This window comes from Amycolatopsis acididurans, from assembly GCF_012328925.1.
GTDB classification, from domain to species: Bacteria; Actinomycetota; Actinomycetes; order Mycobacteriales; family Pseudonocardiaceae; genus Amycolatopsis_E; species Amycolatopsis_E acididurans.
Map to the genome: position 1 here is coordinate 1 of NZ_JAAXLS010000088.1, position 15,623 is coordinate 15,623.

At 69.9% G+C, this 15,623-nt stretch carries 13 protein-coding genes; 2 read left to right on the plus strand and 11 right to left on the minus strand.

Going from position 1 to position 15,623, the window contains the following annotated elements; genetic code table 11:
* Nucleotides 1-206: 206 nt before the first annotated feature.
* The 3 genes from pruA to HFP15_RS41195 are packed head-to-tail and all read right to left on the minus strand — an operon-like array spanning nucleotide 207 to nucleotide 3,774.
* Nucleotides 207-1,841 (minus strand): L-glutamate gamma-semialdehyde dehydrogenase, encoded by a 1,635-nt coding sequence (gene pruA / locus HFP15_RS41185; protein ID WP_168523906.1) that lies wholly within the window; start codon nucleotides 1,839-1,841, stop codon nucleotides 207-209.
* A 38-nt stretch (nucleotides 1,842-1,879) separates the two neighbouring features.
* On the minus strand, nucleotides 1,880-2,371 hold the full coding sequence (locus HFP15_RS41190) for a DUF6912 family protein (protein ID WP_168523908.1): 492 nt from the start codon (nucleotides 2,369-2,371) through the stop codon (nucleotides 1,880-1,882).
* Complete coding sequence (locus tag HFP15_RS41195; RefSeq protein WP_168523910.1) at nucleotides 2,368-3,774, minus strand: WS/DGAT/MGAT family O-acyltransferase; 1,407 nt, start codon at nucleotides 3,772-3,774, stop codon at nucleotides 2,368-2,370. The genes HFP15_RS41190 and HFP15_RS41195 overlap by 4 nt, the downstream gene beginning before the upstream one ends.
* Nucleotides 3,775-3,856: 82 nt before the next feature.
* Between HFP15_RS41195 and HFP15_RS41200 the strand changes: the two genes are divergently transcribed.
* A complete protein-coding gene (locus HFP15_RS41200) occupies nucleotides 3,857-4,621 on the plus strand; it encodes a TrmH family RNA methyltransferase (protein ID WP_168523912.1) in 765 nt (254 codons plus the stop codon).
* On the opposite strand, the gene HFP15_RS41205 is transcribed toward HFP15_RS41200, so the two are convergent.
* Nucleotides 4,599-4,976: an HAD-IA family hydrolase gene (locus HFP15_RS41205; protein WP_168523914.1), complete on the minus strand. Its 378-nt coding sequence runs from the start codon at nucleotides 4,974-4,976 to the stop codon at nucleotides 4,599-4,601. The two genes, HFP15_RS41200 and HFP15_RS41205, sit on opposite strands and share 23 nt — an antisense overlap.
* Before the next feature lie 113 nt (nucleotides 4,977-5,089).
* Between HFP15_RS41205 and HFP15_RS41210 the strand changes: the two genes are divergently transcribed.
* On the plus strand, nucleotides 5,090-5,569 hold the full coding sequence (locus HFP15_RS41210) for an Rv3235 family protein (RefSeq protein ID WP_168523916.1): 480 nt from the start codon (nucleotides 5,090-5,092) through the stop codon (nucleotides 5,567-5,569).
* Between the two features lie 172 nt (nucleotides 5,570-5,741).
* On the opposite strand, the gene secA is transcribed toward HFP15_RS41210, so the two are convergent.
* The 7 genes from secA to HFP15_RS41245 all read right to left on the minus strand — a co-directional run bounded on the left by secA (nucleotide 5,742) and on the right by HFP15_RS41245 (nucleotide 15,605).
* Entirely contained in the window at nucleotides 5,742-8,603 is a 2,862-nt protein-coding gene (secA, locus tag HFP15_RS41215; protein WP_168523923.1) for a preprotein translocase subunit SecA, read from the minus strand.
* A gap of 189 nt (nucleotides 8,604-8,792) precedes the next feature.
* Complete coding sequence (hpf, locus tag HFP15_RS41220; RefSeq protein ID WP_168523925.1) at nucleotides 8,793-9,452, minus strand: ribosome hibernation-promoting factor, HPF/YfiA family; 660 nt, start codon at nucleotides 9,450-9,452, stop codon at nucleotides 8,793-8,795.
* Between the two features lie 594 nt (nucleotides 9,453-10,046).
* Nucleotides 10,047-10,670 carry a ComF family protein gene (locus HFP15_RS41225; protein WP_168523928.1) on the minus strand — a complete coding sequence of 208 codons (624 nt, stop codon included), beginning with the start codon at nucleotides 10,668-10,670 and terminating at the stop codon, nucleotides 10,047-10,049.
* 97 nt (nucleotides 10,671-10,767) lie between these two features.
* On the minus strand, nucleotides 10,768-12,474 hold the full coding sequence (locus tag HFP15_RS41230) for an LpqB family beta-propeller domain-containing protein (protein WP_168523930.1): 1,707 nt from the start codon (nucleotides 12,472-12,474) through the stop codon (nucleotides 10,768-10,770).
* Nucleotides 12,475-12,506: 32 nt separating this feature from the next.
* Nucleotides 12,507-14,201, minus strand: a complete 1,695-nt coding sequence (gene mtrB, locus HFP15_RS41235; protein ID WP_210718552.1) for an MtrAB system histidine kinase MtrB — start codon at nucleotides 14,199-14,201, stop codon at nucleotides 12,507-12,509.
* A 7-nt stretch (nucleotides 14,202-14,208) separates the two neighbouring features.
* Nucleotides 14,209-14,886, minus strand: a complete 678-nt coding sequence (mtrA, locus tag HFP15_RS41240; RefSeq protein WP_139099890.1) for an MtrAB system response regulator MtrA — start codon at nucleotides 14,884-14,886, stop codon at nucleotides 14,209-14,211.
* Nucleotides 14,887-14,957: 71 nt separating this feature from the next.
* Nucleotides 14,958-15,605, minus strand: coding sequence for a dTMP kinase (locus HFP15_RS41245; protein WP_168523926.1), 648 nt, complete (start codon nucleotides 15,603-15,605; stop codon nucleotides 14,958-14,960).
* Between the last annotated feature and the right edge of the window lie 18 nt (nucleotides 15,606-15,623).

Below are 15,623 nucleotides of genomic sequence, written 5' to 3' on the forward strand. Positions count from 1 at the left end.
CCCCCGATCCCCTCCCGGCGGACACACTCACCGGATCGGGGTTGGGGGAGGAACCGGCAGCCAACGGCGTAACCGGCACCGGGGGGCACCGGGAAAAGACGAAAAGATGCCTCGCCGGCGGGCAGGCTCCGGGATGACTCGGGGACCGCGGGAATCTCCCGTTGACGACGGGGTCGCCGGGAGGTGGCTACGTTTTTCGGGTTGTGTCAGTCCGCTTCCATGTGGGGGTAGGTCACCGTTGTCGGGGCGTCGAATGTTTCCTTGATCGACCTCGGGCTTGCCCAGCGTTGCAGGTTGAACATCGACCCTGCCTTGTCGTTCGTGCCGGAACCTCGGGAGCCGCCGAAAGGCTGCTGGCTCACGATCGAGCCCGTCGGTTTGTCGTTGACGTAGAAGTTGCCCGCCGCGAACCGTAGTGCCTTGTGTGCCTGCTCGATCGCGCCCCGGTCGTCGGCGAAGACCGCGCCCGTGAGTGCGTACGGCGAGGTGCCGTCGACCACTTCGAGGATCCGCTCGTAGTCCGCGTCGTCGTACACGTGCACCGCGAGGATGGGCCCGAAGTACTCCGTCGCGAAGATCTCGTGACCCGGATCGTCGCACACCAGCACCGTTGGCTCCACGAAGTAACCGATCGCGTCGTCGCAATGACCGCCCACCAGCACATCGAGCGCCGCATCATCATCCACAGTGGACAGCAGGCGGGCGTGTTTGGCGTAGGCACGCCCGTCGATCACGGCACCGCCGAAGAGCGAGAAGTCCGCGATGTTCCCGAACTTCACCGTCCTGGTGAGATCCGCCAGCTCATCCCGCAAACCACCGTCCCAGATGGAACGCGGCACGTAGGCTCGCGAGGCGGCCGAACATTTCTGCCCTTGATACTCGAAAGCACCGCGCACGAGCGCGGCCAGGAGCTTGTCCTTGCGCGCCGAGGCGTGCGCCACCACGAAGTCCTTGCCACCGGTCTCCCCGACGATGCGCGGATAGCTCCGGTAGACATCGAGGTTCTCCGCGATCCGCCGCCACAACAGTTTGAACGTCGCCGTCGAACCGGTGAAATGCAAACCGCCGAAACCGGGATCGGCGAGTGCGACCTCGCTGACGGCCGCACCGTCGCCGGTCACCATGTTGATCACGCCGGGCGGCAGGCCCGCCTCCTCGAACACCCGCATCGTGAAGTGCGCGGCCAGTTGCTGCGTCGGCGTCGGCTTCCACACCACCGTGTTGCCCATCATCGCGGGCGAACTGGGCAGGTTCCCGGCGATGGCGGTGAAGTTGAACGGCGTGATCGCCACGACGAAACCGTCCAGCGGCCGGTACTCCATCCGGTTCCACGTGCCGGGCACCGAGTTCGGCTGCTCGGCCAGGATGCGCCGCGCGTAGTGCACGTTGAACCGCAGGAAGTCGATCAGCTCGCAGGCGGCGTCGATTTCCGCCTGCTGCACCGACTTCGACTGGCCGAGCATGGTCGCCGCGTTGAGCGTGTCCCGGTAGGGCCCGGCCATCAGGTCCGCGGCGCGCAGGAAGATCGCCGCGCGCTCGTCGAACGGAAGCTCGCGCCAGGCGGGCGCGGCCTCCTTCGCCGCGGCCACCGCCTCGGCCACGTCCTGGGGCGTGGCCTGCGCCGACACGCCGAGGACGTGCCCGTGATCGTGTGGCTCCACGACATCGAACGCATCACCGCCCGCGAGCCGGCGGCGGCCCGCGATCGTCTGCGGCAGCTCGTGCTTGTCGGCTTCCAGTTCGGCGATCCGCCGCCGCAGCGACTCGCGTTCGGCGGTGCCGGGGGCATAGGTCCGGACCGGTTCGTTGGCCGGTACCGGCACGTTCGTGACGGCATCCATGGGGCAACCCTCCCAGGTTGTGACCTGCCCCACCAACGCTAAAGCAGCTCGAGCAGGAACGGCAGCTCTCCGGGCGCGTACCAGGCCAGTTCGTGGTCCTCCGCCTCGCCGAGCGCGAACTCCGCGTCGAGATCACCCAGGTCGGCGGCGTCGATCACCGCGGACGCGGCGCGCACCGCCTCCTCCGCCTCCTCGGCGTCCACGTGCACCGCCGCGACGTCGTCCATCAATACCGGTCCTGACAGCTTCACCACGGCCGCGTCCAGATCCGAACGAACCGTCACGTCCTCGATGTCCACCGAGATCACGACGCGGCGGGGCCGCTCCTTCTCGTCGTCGCTCAGCAGCCGCAGGGAGGCGCGCGCGGCGTCCATCAGCGCGGCGTACTCCAGCTCTTCGGTCGACCCGCTGATGTAGGACTCGCGCAGCGCGGGGGTGAGTGCGAAGCCGGTACCGCCGGGCGGCTGTAGCTTTCCGTCGGCAACGAGTTTGCGCAGCATCTCGATCGTCGCCGGAAGATAAACCCTCACCTGTGCGCACCCTTCAGCTCATCAAGCGCGTCCTCGACCATCGCGGCGAGGTTCCCCACATCGGACACCGCCTTGCGGTCCCCGTTCAGCCCGTAATACACGCTGCCGTAGTACGACGTCACGCCGATGGCCAGCGCCTGGTTCCTGGCCAGCGGAATCACCGGGTACATCTCCGTCATCCTCGCCCGTCCCGCGTACAGCGGCTGCTGCGGACCCGGCGAGTTCGTGATCACCAGGTTGAAGATACGGCCGGAGAACGACCCGGCGGCACGCGCCGCCAGCGAGTGCATCGTCGCCGGCGCGAACCCGCCCACCTTCAGCATGGCACGCGCGGCGACCGAGCGGCTCGAGTCGGTGTAGGCGCGCATCGCGTGGCTGATGTGCTTCAGCCGCAGTACCGGGTTCGGCTCGCCGACGGGCAGGTCCACCAGATGCGCCTCCACCTGGTTGTTGACCAGCCCGGCGGCGGAGAACTCGAACGTGTCCGGTTCCAGCACCGCCATCGGCACCAGCGCCCGCATCGTCGCCGTCGCGGTGACGCCGGTCCCCCGCGACAGCAGCCATTCGCGCAACGCGCCGGTGATGGCCGCGAGCACGATGTCGTTCACGGTGCCGCCGTGCTCGGCCCGGATCTTGCGGTAGTCCTCCAGTCGCGTGCGCACCACGGCGAACACCCGGCCGCCGGACACGTGCGTGTTCAACGGGCCCGCCGGGGCCGGGCTGATGAGGGTGCGCAAGGTGGAGGCGACACCGCCGAACGCGTCGGTGATCTTGTCGACCGTGGCGGTCGCGTCGCTCACCAATGCGCGCGCGTTCTCCACCAGCTCACCCGGCCGCTGCACGGTCTCGCTGATCGCGTCGAGCACGAGCTGCGTCGCCGACGGCGGCCGGCGCGGCGTCCAGGTGTCCTCGTGCGGCTCGGCGTCCTGCGGGGACGAGTCGAGGATGAGCTGGCCGAGCTCGACCGTGCCGACACCGTCGACCACCGCCTGGTGCGTCTTGGTCACCAGCGCGACACGGTTGTGCTCGAGGCCCTCCACGAAGTAGGCCTCCCATAGCGGCCGCTCGTGGTCCATCGGGCGCGCCATCAGCCGCGCGACCAGGTCGTACAGCTGCTCGTCGCTGCCCGGGGACGGAAGCGCGGAGCGGCGGACGTGATAGTTCAGGTCGAAGTCGACGTCGTCCACCCACACCGGCCTTGCCAGGTGACCCGGCACGTTCAGCACCCGCTGGCGGTACCGCGGCAGGTACGCCAGACGCTGGCCGACCAGCGAGAGCAACTGCTCGTAGTCGAAGCCTTCGCGGGGACGCTCGAAGACGGCGACTCCGCCGACATGCATCGGCGTGGCCGCGTCCTCCAGGTACAGGAAGGACGCGTCGAGCGCGGAAAGACGGTCGGGCATAACGTGATCCTGACACTCCCACCCGTCGCCCGGCCACCACCCCGGCGGAGAGGCCGCGCGTCGCTGGTCGTCTACTGGTGCTGTGCACGAAACCGACGCCGTCTCCCCGAAGGACCGTTTCCTGACCGTCTACGGGCGCAAACCCGTGCTGGAGGCACTGGACGACCCCGATCTGCGTGTCGACAAGGTCATCCTCGCCGACACCGTGCGCGGCGCCGGAGCGGCCGAGATCCAGCGTGCCGCCAAGGCCGCAGGCGTGCCGGTGCAGCGGGCGAGCGCGCATCGGGTGAAGGTGCTCGCCGGGAACGGCAAACAGGACCAGGGCGTGCTGGCCGACGTCGTCGCACCCCGGATGCGGCCGTTGCGCAAGGCGCTGTCGTCGGGCGCACCGCCCGCGCGCGTGCTGCTGCTCGACGGCATCACCACCCCGGCCAACGTCGGCATGATCCTGCGCACCGCGACGGCCGCGGGGGTGGATGGCGTCGTGGTGCCCCGCCGGGGCGTGGCGGCGCTGGATCCGCTGGTGGTCAAGGCTTCGGCCGGGGTGGCGTTCCGCGCGCCGATGCTGCGCTGCGCGACCGCGCCCGAGGCGGCGGAGATGCTGTCGAGCGCGGGCTACCGCGTCTACGGCCTGGCCGCGAGCGGCAAGTCGCTGTTCGACGCGGAGCTGCCGAAGCGGGTGGCGTTCGTGCTGGGCGGCGAGACGGCGGGAGTGTCCGAGGAGGTCGCCCGGTCGCTGGACGGCTGGCTGTCGATCCCGATGCCGGGCGCGGTCGAGTCGCTCAACGTGTCGGCCGCCGCGGCGGTGTTGTGCTTCGAGCTGGTCAGGCGGGGAACAGCACGCTGAGCTCGGCGAGCGTCGCGCTGACCGACGTGTGGTGCACGCCGACCATGCCGGCGCCGACCGCACCGTCCACATTGGATCGCGAGTCGTCGACGAACACGCAGGTGTCGGCCGGGATGCCCAGCCGGTCGGCGGCGATGAGGTAAACCTGGGCCGCCGGTTTGGCGACGCCGACCTCGCCGGAGAAGACGAGCGCGTCGAAGTGGCGCTCGAGTCTCGCGCCACCGCCGCCCGCCGCGTTGGACAGCAGCGCGGTGCGCACGCCGCGGTCGCGCAACCCGTCGATGGCGGCGTACAGCGCGGCGGCGTCCGGATCGGTGAGCACCCCGGCGTAGTCGAGTACCAGCCCTTTGAACACGGCTACCGACGATAGCGGCCGCCGGCGTCACCGGTTCGGGGGCAATTCGCCCGGATTGCCCGTGGTGTCCCCTCTGTTGATTCGTCAGATCCGGACACACTGGGGGAACTTGAATGCGGACTGCGGCACTCAAACCGTTACGACCATACGAACCACTGCGCGATCTGCATCGCTTCGCCGACACCGGCGGGCAGCTCGCGCTCAACCTGCTGCCGGCGCGCATACCGGCGGTGCCTCTGCGCCGGAAGGAACCGGAGCCGCTGCCGACCGCGCGGGTCCGGGCGGTTTTCGCCGCGCTGCTGGACGCGCGCACCGGTTCGCGGCCGCTGAGCCGGGTGCAGGGGATGGTCCATCCGCGGCTGTACCGGTACCTGGGGGGCTGCCGGCCGCTGCGGGACCTGCGCTTCACGCTGCGGAGCGTGCGGCTCTGCCGCGTCGCACCGGACGCCTACGAGGCGGGCGGCACGGCGCACGCCGCGGGCCGGACGTACGGGCTTGTGGGGCGCTTCGAACTGCTGGAACCGGGCTGGCGGTGCGTGATGTTCGACATCGTGCGGCCTCGCCCCGCCGCCGCGCGGTTACCGGTGAGGTAGCGGCGCCGTACGGCTGATCGGAGCGGCCGGGCCAAGCGGGCGCCGCGGCTGCCGGGATCCGCTGGCCGCGACGCTCGCCCGGACGGATGTCGCCGCTGCGCGATACCCGGGGCCACAACGACAACGCCGCGGCCGCCGGAAAACCCGGCGACCGCGGCGATGTCACGTCCGGTCAGCGACCGCGCTTGTCCTTCTTCGCCTGGGCGCGAGCGGCGGCGCGGCGCTCGCGGCGGGTGCCGCTGCCTGCTCCGCCGCTGGAGGCGGCCGCGGCCGACTTGGCCTTCGAGCCGGAGCCCGAGCCGTCGCTACGCGACTGCACGCCGCCCTGCTCGGCCGGGCCCGAGAACGTCAGGCCCTGCTGGGCACTGCCGCCGAGCCCCTTGCCGCGCAGCGCGGAGGGCACCGGCTCGCGCGGCTCTTCCACGGGCTGCGACGGCATCGGCCGCGCGTGCCGGCCGCCCGTGGCGCCGTCCGCACCGTTGCCCTGACCCGCGCCGGGCACCGCCGCCGCGGCGGCGGGTTCCGCGGCCGGTTGCGGCTCCGCCTGCTCGACCTGCAGGTTGAACAGGAAGCCGACGGCCTCCTCCTTCAGCGAGTCGAGCATCGCGTTGAACATGTCGAAGCCCTCGCGCTGGTACTCGATCAGCGGATCGCGCTGGGCCATCGCACGCAGGCCGATGCCCTCCTTGAGGTAGTCCATCTCGTAGAGGTGCTCACGCCACTTGCGGTCCAGGACCGACAACAGCACCTGCCGCTCCAGCTGCCGCATGGCGCCCTCGCCGACCTTGCCGTCGATATCGGCCTCACGCTGCGCGTACGAGTCCTCGGCGTCCTCCAGCAGCCGCTGCAGCAGGTAGTCCGAGCTGAGGTCGTCTTCCTCGTCGGTCAGCGCCTCCCAGGACAGCGACACCGGGTAGAGCTGCTTCAGCGCCGTCCACAGCTTCTCGTGGTCCCAGTCCTCGGCGTAGCCCTCGGCGGTCTCGCCCTCGACGTAGGCGGTGACGACGTCGGAGAGCATATGCTGCATCTGCTCGGACAGGTCCTCGCCCTCGAGCACGCGGCGACGCTCGGCGTAGATCACCTTGCGCTGCTCGTTCATGACCTCGTCGTACTTGAGGACGTTCTTGCGGATCTCCATGTTCTGCTGCTCGACCTGCGTCTGCGCGCTCTTGATCGCGCGCGAGACCATCTTGTGGTCGATCGGCTGGTCGTCCGGCAGCCGCATGGTGGTCATGACCCGCTCGACCATCGCGGCGTTGAACCGCCGCATCAGGTCGTCGCCGAGCGAAAGGTAGAACCGCGACTCGCCCGGGTCACCCTGACGGCCGGAGCGGCCACGCAGCTGGTTATCGATACGCCGCGACTCGTGCCGCTCGGTGCCCAGCACGTACAGGCCGCCCGCCTCCTTGACCTCCTCGGCCTCGGCCTTGACCTCGGCCTTGACCTCTTCGAGGACCTTCGGCCACGCCGTCTCGTACGCCTCGGAGTGCTCCACCGGGTCCAGCCCGCGCTCACGCAGCCGCTCGTCGGCGATGATGTCCGGGTTGCCGCCCAGCACGATGTCGGTACCACGGCCGGCCATGTTGGTGGCGACCGTGACCGCGCCCTTGCGGCCGGCGCGCGCGATGATCAGCGCTTCCCGGTCGTGGTGCTTGGCGTTGAGCACCTCGTGCGGCACGCCGCGCTTGAGCAGCAGCTTCGACAGGTACTCGGACTTCTCGACGCTGGTGGTACCGACCAGCACCGGCTGCCCGGCCTTGTGCCGCTCCTCGATGTCGTCGGCCAGCGCCTCGAACTTGGCGGGCTCACCCTTGTAGATGAGGTCGGTCTGGTCCTTGCGGACCATCGGCCGGTTGGTCGGGATCGGCACCACACCGAGCTTGTAGGTCTGGTGGAACTCCGCGGCCTCGGTCTCCGCGGTACCCGTCATGCCGGAGAGCTTTTCGTAGAGCCGGAAGTAGTTCTGCAGCGTGATCGTGGCCAGCGTCTGGTTCTCGGCCTTGATCTCGACGCCTTCCTTGGCCTCGATCGCCTGGTGCATGCCCTCGTTGTAGCGGCGGCCGTGCAGGATGCGACCGGTGAACTCGTCGACGATGATCACTTCGCCGTTGCGGACGATGTAGTCCTTGTCGCGCTTGTACAGCTCCTTGGCCTTCAGCGCGTTGTTGAGGTAGCCGACCAGCGGGGTGTTCGCGGCCTCGTAGAGGTTCTCGATGCCGAGCTGGTCCTCGACGAACGCCACGCCCTTCTCGCTGACACCGACGGTGCGCTTGCGCTCGTCCACCTCGTAGTGGACGTCGCGCTTCATCAGCGGCGACATGCGCGCGAACTCGACGTACCAGCGCGCGGACTGCTCGGCGGGCCCCGAAATGATCAGCGGGGTCCGGGCTTCGTCGATCAGGATCGAGTCGACCTCGTCGACGATGGCGAAGTTGTGGCCGCGCTGCACGCAGTCGTCCAGCGACCAGGCCATGTTGTCGCGCAGGTAGTCGAAGCCGAACTCGTTGTTCGTGCCGTAGGTGATGTCGGCGTTGTAGGCCTCGCGACGCTGCTCCGGCGGCAGCTCGGACAGGATCGCGCCCACGGACAGGCCGAGGAAGCGGTGCACGCGGCCCATCCACTCGGCGTCACGTTTGGCCAGGTAGTCGTTGGTCGTGACCAGGTGGACGCCCCTGCCGGAGATCGCGTTGAGATACGCGGGAAGCACCGAGGTCAGCGTCTTGCCTTCACCGGTCTTCATCTCGGCGACCTGGCCGAGGTGCAGCGCCGCACCACCCATGACCTGCACGTCGAAGTGCCGCTGCCCCAGCACTCGCCAAGCCGCCTCACGGCCGACGGCGAAGGCCTCGGGAAGCAGCTCGTCGAGCGACTCGCCGTCCTCGTGACGCTTGCGGAACTCGTCGGTCTTCGCACGAAGCTCGGCGTCGGTGAGGTCCTTCACGTCGTCTTCGAGGGTGTTGATGTGGTCGGCTATGTTGCGCAGCCGCTTGACCATCTTGCCCTCGCCCGCACGCAGCAGGCGGTTGAGAACCATCCCGTCGACCTCACTAGCTGTGTTTTGACACCCAGGCGTGTCCCGGGCACAGTGCCGTGGCGCGGCCCATCGTGCGGGCCGCGCGCCTTCCCCCATCGTAGGGAAGGAGCGCTGGAGGTTGCACGCACCTGGCGTAACGCAGTAAAAGGGCCCGCGCGCATCTTCGCACGCGGGCCCGGTGGGGCGGGCTCAGCCGAGCCGGATCACCCCGTAGTCGAAGCCCTTCCTCCGGTACACGACGCTGGGCCTGCCGGCCTCGGAGTCGTTGAAGAGGTAGAAGTCGTGCCCGACCAGCTCCATCTGGTAGAGGGCCTGGTCGATGGTCATGGGTTGCGCGGAATGCTGCTTCTCGCGCACGACGAGACCTGGCTTGTGGTCGATCGCGTCGTCTTCCCAGCGCTGCTGGGGTACTTCGATATCGGTTTCGGCGAGCGGCTCCACTTCGGTGGGCGCCTCGAGTACGGCGGTGGCGGCGTGTGCCTTGCCGTTCACGGGCGTGCCGGCGGCCATGGCCTCGGCGACCGATTCCGGGCAGCGGCGGCCGTAGTGGACACGGCGCCGGTCGTGCATCTTGCGCAGCCGGTTCTCGAGCTTGGCGACCGCGGCGTCGAGCGCCCCGTAGAAATCGCCGGCACATGCCTCGGCGCGGACCGCTGGGCCCTTGCCCTTGCCGGTGATCTCCACGCGCTGGCAACTCTTGGACTGCCTGCGGTTCGGTTCGTGAAAGAGCTCCACGTCGTAGCGGAAGACCTTCTTGTCGTACCGTTCGAGCCGCGCGAGTTTGACGCTCACGTGCTCCCGGTAGTGGTCGGGCACCTCCACATTGCGGCCTTTAACGACGATGTCCATACACGACCTCCCACTTGGTTGGCTGAGTTCGAGCTCTGAGGGAACCGGTGGGCGCCGACGGCATTTCAGCTCTTCGTCGGCACCAGGGTCATTGGCTGTTCACCTCCCTGCTGCCGGAATGCGCTATAGCGGTGCACGTTAGCCGGGTAACGCGCATCACAAAACCCCCCGAGGCGGGGGATGCCACATAACGGGAAACGGTCACCGTGCGCGTCGGCGGAACGCGGTCCCCGGCGGTCGGGGGACCCGATCGGAGCAGCACGGATGGTCCGTTTTCACCTTGACACAAGGGCTGTTTCCCGCAGTCCAGCCCGAGCGTGACGGACGCGGCCGGACGCCGACCCACACACGTGGCCGCTTGCGCCGGCGGAGGTTGTTCGCTTGGCGGCCTCATGCCCGGACAACGGAGACGGAGGCCACGTCGTTCCCGAAACGTGCACTCGTGTGGGTGATATTGAGTGGGTGAGTTTTTGTGTCTGGGGCGGGCTTTCTGGATCTTGCCTGGCCAGAGCCGGGCGATGCCGGCGCGGGACCCGCTCACCGTCGCGAGGCGCCATGAGGACATCCCTCACGGCGTCCGCCGGACACCGTTGCTCAGCCCGTGGCCGTCAGGGCGAGGACCGCCGAGACCGGGAACCCTCCGTCGCCGAGCACCTGAATGCATGCCGCCGCGGTGGCGCCCGTGGTCACCACGTCGTCGAGCAGCACGACCGGCGTGCCGGGGGGTGGCAGGCCGCACGGGTCGAGGCGCACGCGGCCGGCGAGGTTCGCGGCCCGCTGGGAGTGGTTGAGACCAACCGCGTCGCGGGCACCCCTGGTCAGGCGCAGCGCCGGGGCGATCGCGACCTGGTTTCCCGCCGAGACCAGGCGGGCGGCGCAAGCCCGCGCCAGGCGCAGCACATGCGGGCCGCCCCTGACACGCGACGCCGAGCGGCGCGAGGGCGCGGGCACCAGCCACAGCACGCCGTCCCGGTCCGGGCGCACCTCCGGCAGATACGGCAGCGCCTCGGCCAGCACCCGGCCGAGGCTCGGCGCGAGATCCCGGCGGCCGCGCTCCTTGAAGGCCAGCACGAGCCTGCGCGCGGCGCCGTCGTAGCGGCCGAGCGCGTAGACGGCCACATCCGCCGTCGGCCCTCGCACGACACGCGACGGGCGCGCGAACTCCGCGGTGCATGCAGCGCAGCATCCGGCGCCCGGCACGCCACATCCCGCGCACATCGCCGGCAACAGCAGGTCGAGGACCTGTCCCCGCAGAGTCACACCCGCAGTGTGCACGAGCCCACCGACAATTCGGCCCGGCCGCGACGCCCGGCGTTCAGCCCGGATAGAACGGCGCGGCCCGTGGGCTGAAGCTGTGCGGGTGCGGGCGCCAGACCTCACCGACGTCCGAGGCCGTCCACAGGCCGCTCGAGTCCGCCACCACGATCGGCCGTCCGGGCGCCGCGGTGATCCCGGTGACCGGAGGCGTGAGGTTCGCGCTGTTGAACGGGTCCAGCCGCAGCCCGTCGATCGGCACCTTCACCACCGGCTGCGAGGGCATCGTCGTGGCGGCGACCAGGGTGTCCTGACCCAGCCAGTCCACGTCGACCACGCCGTTCAGCGTGCCCATCTGCAGGATCCGCGGCCCCCGCAGCGTCACCGAGTCCTGCGCCCGCACCACCGACGCGACCACCAGCTGCCCGTTGACGACCATCGCCGCCCGCGACCCGTCCCGCGACAGCCGCAGTGTCGTGATCGGGCCGACGGTGAGCACTTCCTCCGCGTTGACGGCCTGCCCGGTCCACCCGCCGTCCGAGGTACGCAGCACCCGCACCACGGCCTGCCCGTCGACGACCGTCCACACCTCGCCCGCGGTGCCGTCCGCCGTCGCGGTCGGGCGCCACGTCGGCCTGGTCAGCGTGCCGCCGAAGAGGTTCACCACCTGCGCGGCCGAGCCGTAGGGACCGATTCTCAGCCGCTGCCTGCCGTTGTCGCTCTCCACGATCGCCAGCTGCCTGCCGTCGATCGACTGCGCGGCGCTGACCACCTGGTAGCCGCCCTGCCCCGCGGGCCCGTTGATCGGCTGCCCGTCGGCCAGCGACCGGATCCGCCCGCCCACCGTCATCAGGCCCTGCAGGTCGGCACCCGGCGAGGCCAGCGACGTGTAGGAAGGCACGTCGGTGAACAGCCAGTCCTCGTGCCCGTCCACCAGGGGGTTGCCGTCGGAGAGCAACCGCACCCGGTTCGTGGTGACGGCCTGCAACGACAACACGATCTGCGCCGCGATCAGCTTGCGCACCTCCGGCGTCTGATCACCCAGCCCGGTCAGCGGCACGACGAGCGCACCGTCCGGGGTGGTGGTCACGTTGCCTTCGGTGTTCGTGCCCTCCGGCAGCGGGCTGCGCACCGCGCCGATCAGCTGGTCCGACGGCCCCGACAGCAGCAACGACACCACGCGCGCGGGCAGACCGGACTGCGGTTTGCCCGCCACGTAACGAAGATCGGGCACCGTGGTGTTCGAGTCCTGCGCGAAGAAGTACACCGGGACCCGCACGTAGTTGGCGTTGAAATCGCTGTAGGGCATGGCGATGTTCGCGGGCGGGTTGCTGATCCGCCACTGCCCGTCGGACTGCTTGTTCACCAGCAGGCGCAGCTCGAACGGGCTGCGGCTGGGCAGGAACGAGCTGTCCGCGCCGAGCGTGCCGAGGTTCGTGCCGCGCACCATGACCACGACCTGGTTCGGGTTCGCCGGCAGGTCCTGCGCCGCGGTGTACACGGTGTTGAACTGGTCGTCGATGACGTTGGCGATCTTGCCCGGCTGCCAGTTCTTCGACGCCCCGTCATCCAGGTACATCCGCGCGGACGCGTTGTTGCTGATGGGCTGGGCGCTCGCGCGGACGAAGTCGCGCACGACGGTCAGCGGGTCGAGGTCGCGCGGCGGCTGCTGGACGTCCGGGTTCGCGATCTGGCCCAGCTCCTGCTGCGGCACCGCGACCGGCTGGGACTCGTCGGGGATACCCGCACAGCCGCCGACCAGCACCATGGCGGCCAGCGCGGCGAACAGGCGTACCCGGCTCACCCGACGTCCTCCTTCCGCAGTTCCTCGAACGAAATGCTGTAGTCGGCTCCGCTGCCGATACTCGCCTGCCCGTTGACGGCCTCGCCGTCCGGGGGCACCAGCGGCAGCGGGCTGTCCTCGAACGGTTCGTTCTGCCGCCGCGGCAGGATCAGCCGGAAACACGCGCCGTGGCCGGGCGCACCCCACGCCTCCAGTTGCCCGCCGTGCAACCGCGCGTCCTCGTGGCTGATCGCCAGGCCGAGCCCGGTGCCGCCAGTGCGCCGGTTCCGCGACGGGTCCGCCCGCCAGAACCGGTTGAACACCAGATCGGCCTCGCCCGGCCGCAGGCCGACGCCGTAGTCGCGGACCGTGATCGCGACGGCGTGCTCGTTCGCCGCGAGCGTGAGCCGCACCGGACGGCCCTCACTGTGGTCGACCGCGTTGGCCAGCAGGTTGCGCAGGATCCGCTCGACCCGGCGTGCGTCGATCTCGGCGGGTGTCTCGTCCTCGGGCAGGTCCAGCTCGATCGGGGTGCCCGCGTTGCCCGCGATGACGCGCACCTGTTCGACGGCTCGCCGTGCGATCGGCGCCACGTCGATCACCTCGGCGGCCAGTTCCTCGACGCCCGCGTCGAGCCTGCTGATCTCCAGCAGGTCGCCGAGCAGCGCCTCGAACCGGTCCAGCTCGTCGACCAGCAGTTCGGTGGAGCGGGCCAGTCCGGCGGGGAACTGCTCGCGGGAGGCGTGCAGCACGTCGGCGGCCATCCGCACGGTGGTCAGCGGGGTGCGCAGCTCGTGCGAGACGTCTGAGGTGAACCGCCGCTGCAGAGTGCCGAACTCCTCCAGCTGCCGGATCTGACGCTGGATGCTCGCGGCCATCTCGTTGTAGGACATCGCGAGCCGGGACAGGTCGTCCTCACCTGTCACGGGTAGTCGTTCGTCGAGTTCGCCGCCGGCGAAGCGAGCGGCGGCCGCGGCCGCGGAGCGGACCGGGCGCACGACCTGGCGCGTCACGAGGTTGCTGATCCCGGCCAGCAGCACCAGCAGCACGAGCCCGCCGACCAGCAGCGTGTTCTGCACCGTCGAGAGCGTGTTCTGTTCCGCGGTCATCGGGAACAGCAGGTACAGCTGGATGGGGCGGCCGGTGCTGGTGACCGGCGCGCCGACGATGAGATACGTCGTGCGCGTGCCGTTGTCGTCGATCGTGTGGATCTGGGTCGCGACGAGGTTGGCCTCGGCGAAGCGCTGCAGCCCGTCCGGCACCTTCCAGACCGCGCCCGCCGAATCCGTCGAGCTGGTGCCGCCGGCGGTCAGCACCGGTTCGTACGCGCCCGCGGCGGACGCGCCGGACCCCTGGTCGGCCGACGAACTGCTGGTGATCTTCTTCAGCACGTTCTGCAGGCGGTCGGGCAGGGCGTCCTGATCGCTGATGCCGATCAGCTCGCTCTCCGCGGTCGCGACGACCTGCTGGGTCTGCGCGATGGCGGCCTGGCGCTTGGTGTCGGTCAGCCGGGTGACGATCTGGTTCTGCAGCACCATGCCCAGCACGAACACCACCGCCGAGGACAGCGCCAGCGTGGACACCGTGACCCGGAACTGCAGGGACTGGCGCCAGAGCACCCCGAACGCCACCACGCGACCGCGGCCGTATGCGCCGACGCTGCGGACGAGTCGCATCACCCGCGAGGCGAAGGCGAAGATCTGCTGCTTCATCGCGGGTTTACGGAGGACCCGCCTTGTACCCCACACCGCGGACGGTCAGCACGACCTCGGGATGCTCGGGGTCCTTCTCGACCTTCGATCGCAGCCGCTGCACGTGGACGTTGACCAGCCGCGTGTCGGCGGCGTGCCGGTAACCCCAGACCTGCTCCAGCAGCACCTCGCGGGTGAACACCTGCCGCGGCTTGCGGGCCAGCGCGACGAGCAGGTCGAACTCCAGCGGGGTGAGCGGGATGGCCTTGCCCTCCCTGGTCACCTCGTGTCCGGGCACGTCGATGGCGAGGTCGCCGATCGTGAGCGACTCCGCCGGTTCGGCCTCGGTGCGGCGCAGCCGGGCACGCACCCTGGCCACGAGCTCCTTCGGCTTGAACGGCTTGACGACGTAGTCATCGGCGCCCGACTCGAGGCCGAGCACGATGTCCACGGTGTCGCTCTTGGCGGTCAGCATGACGATCGGCACGCCGGACTCGGCACGAATCGCCTTGCACACGTCGATCCCGTTCATGCCGGGCAGCATCAGGTCCAGCAGGACGAGATCGGGTTTGAGCTCCCGCAGCGCGGGTAGCGCACGGGAACCGTCGGCGACGACGGCGGTATCGAACCCCTCTCCGCGCAGCACGATGGTGAGCATCTCCGCGAGGGCAGGGTCGTCGTCGACCACCAAGACACGTGCCTTCATGCCCACATATTCGCACTACGGACACCGTTCGTGACTCCCGACCCGGTATCGGGTGGCAAGAACCGGGCAGCTTAGCCCGGATGGACGATCAGGCGGGCCAGTTCGGTGGCGCCGAAACGCCCAGTCCCGTCCACGACGTGCCAGGCGGACAGCCACGACGCGGCCGCGAGCTGGTCGTAGACCGCCGCGCAGCGGGACTGCAGATCGTCGTCGGACTCGAAGGCGTCCTTGGCACGGTCGGCCTCGGACCGGGCGCGGTGTTCGGCGCGTTCGGCCGCGATCTCCGGGGCGACGCGGAGCAGGATCTGGGCGTCGGGCACGGGAAGCCCGAACCGCGCGATCTCGACCTCGCGGACCCACTTCACGAACTCGCCGTCGGCGTCCTGGCGGAGGCGGGCGGCACCGTAGGCGGCGTTGGAGGCGACGTAGCGGTCGAGCAGGACGACGTCGTGCCACTTGAGGTCGGCGGCGATGTCGTCGGCGGCGGCGCGCCGGTCGAGTGCGTAGAGCAGCGCCATGCCGTACACGGAGTCGACGAGGTCACCGTGCCCGTGGTGCAGTGCCTCGCGGATCAGGTCGGCGTGCACGCTGCGCCCGTAGCGGGGGAACGCCAGCGTCGCGACGCTCGCGCCCTGCTCGTGCAGCGCTTTCGTCAGCCCCTCGGCCAGCGTGCGCTTGCCCGCACCGTCCAGCCCCTCGATGACCACCAGTCGACCCACCCCCAGACCCTATCTCCG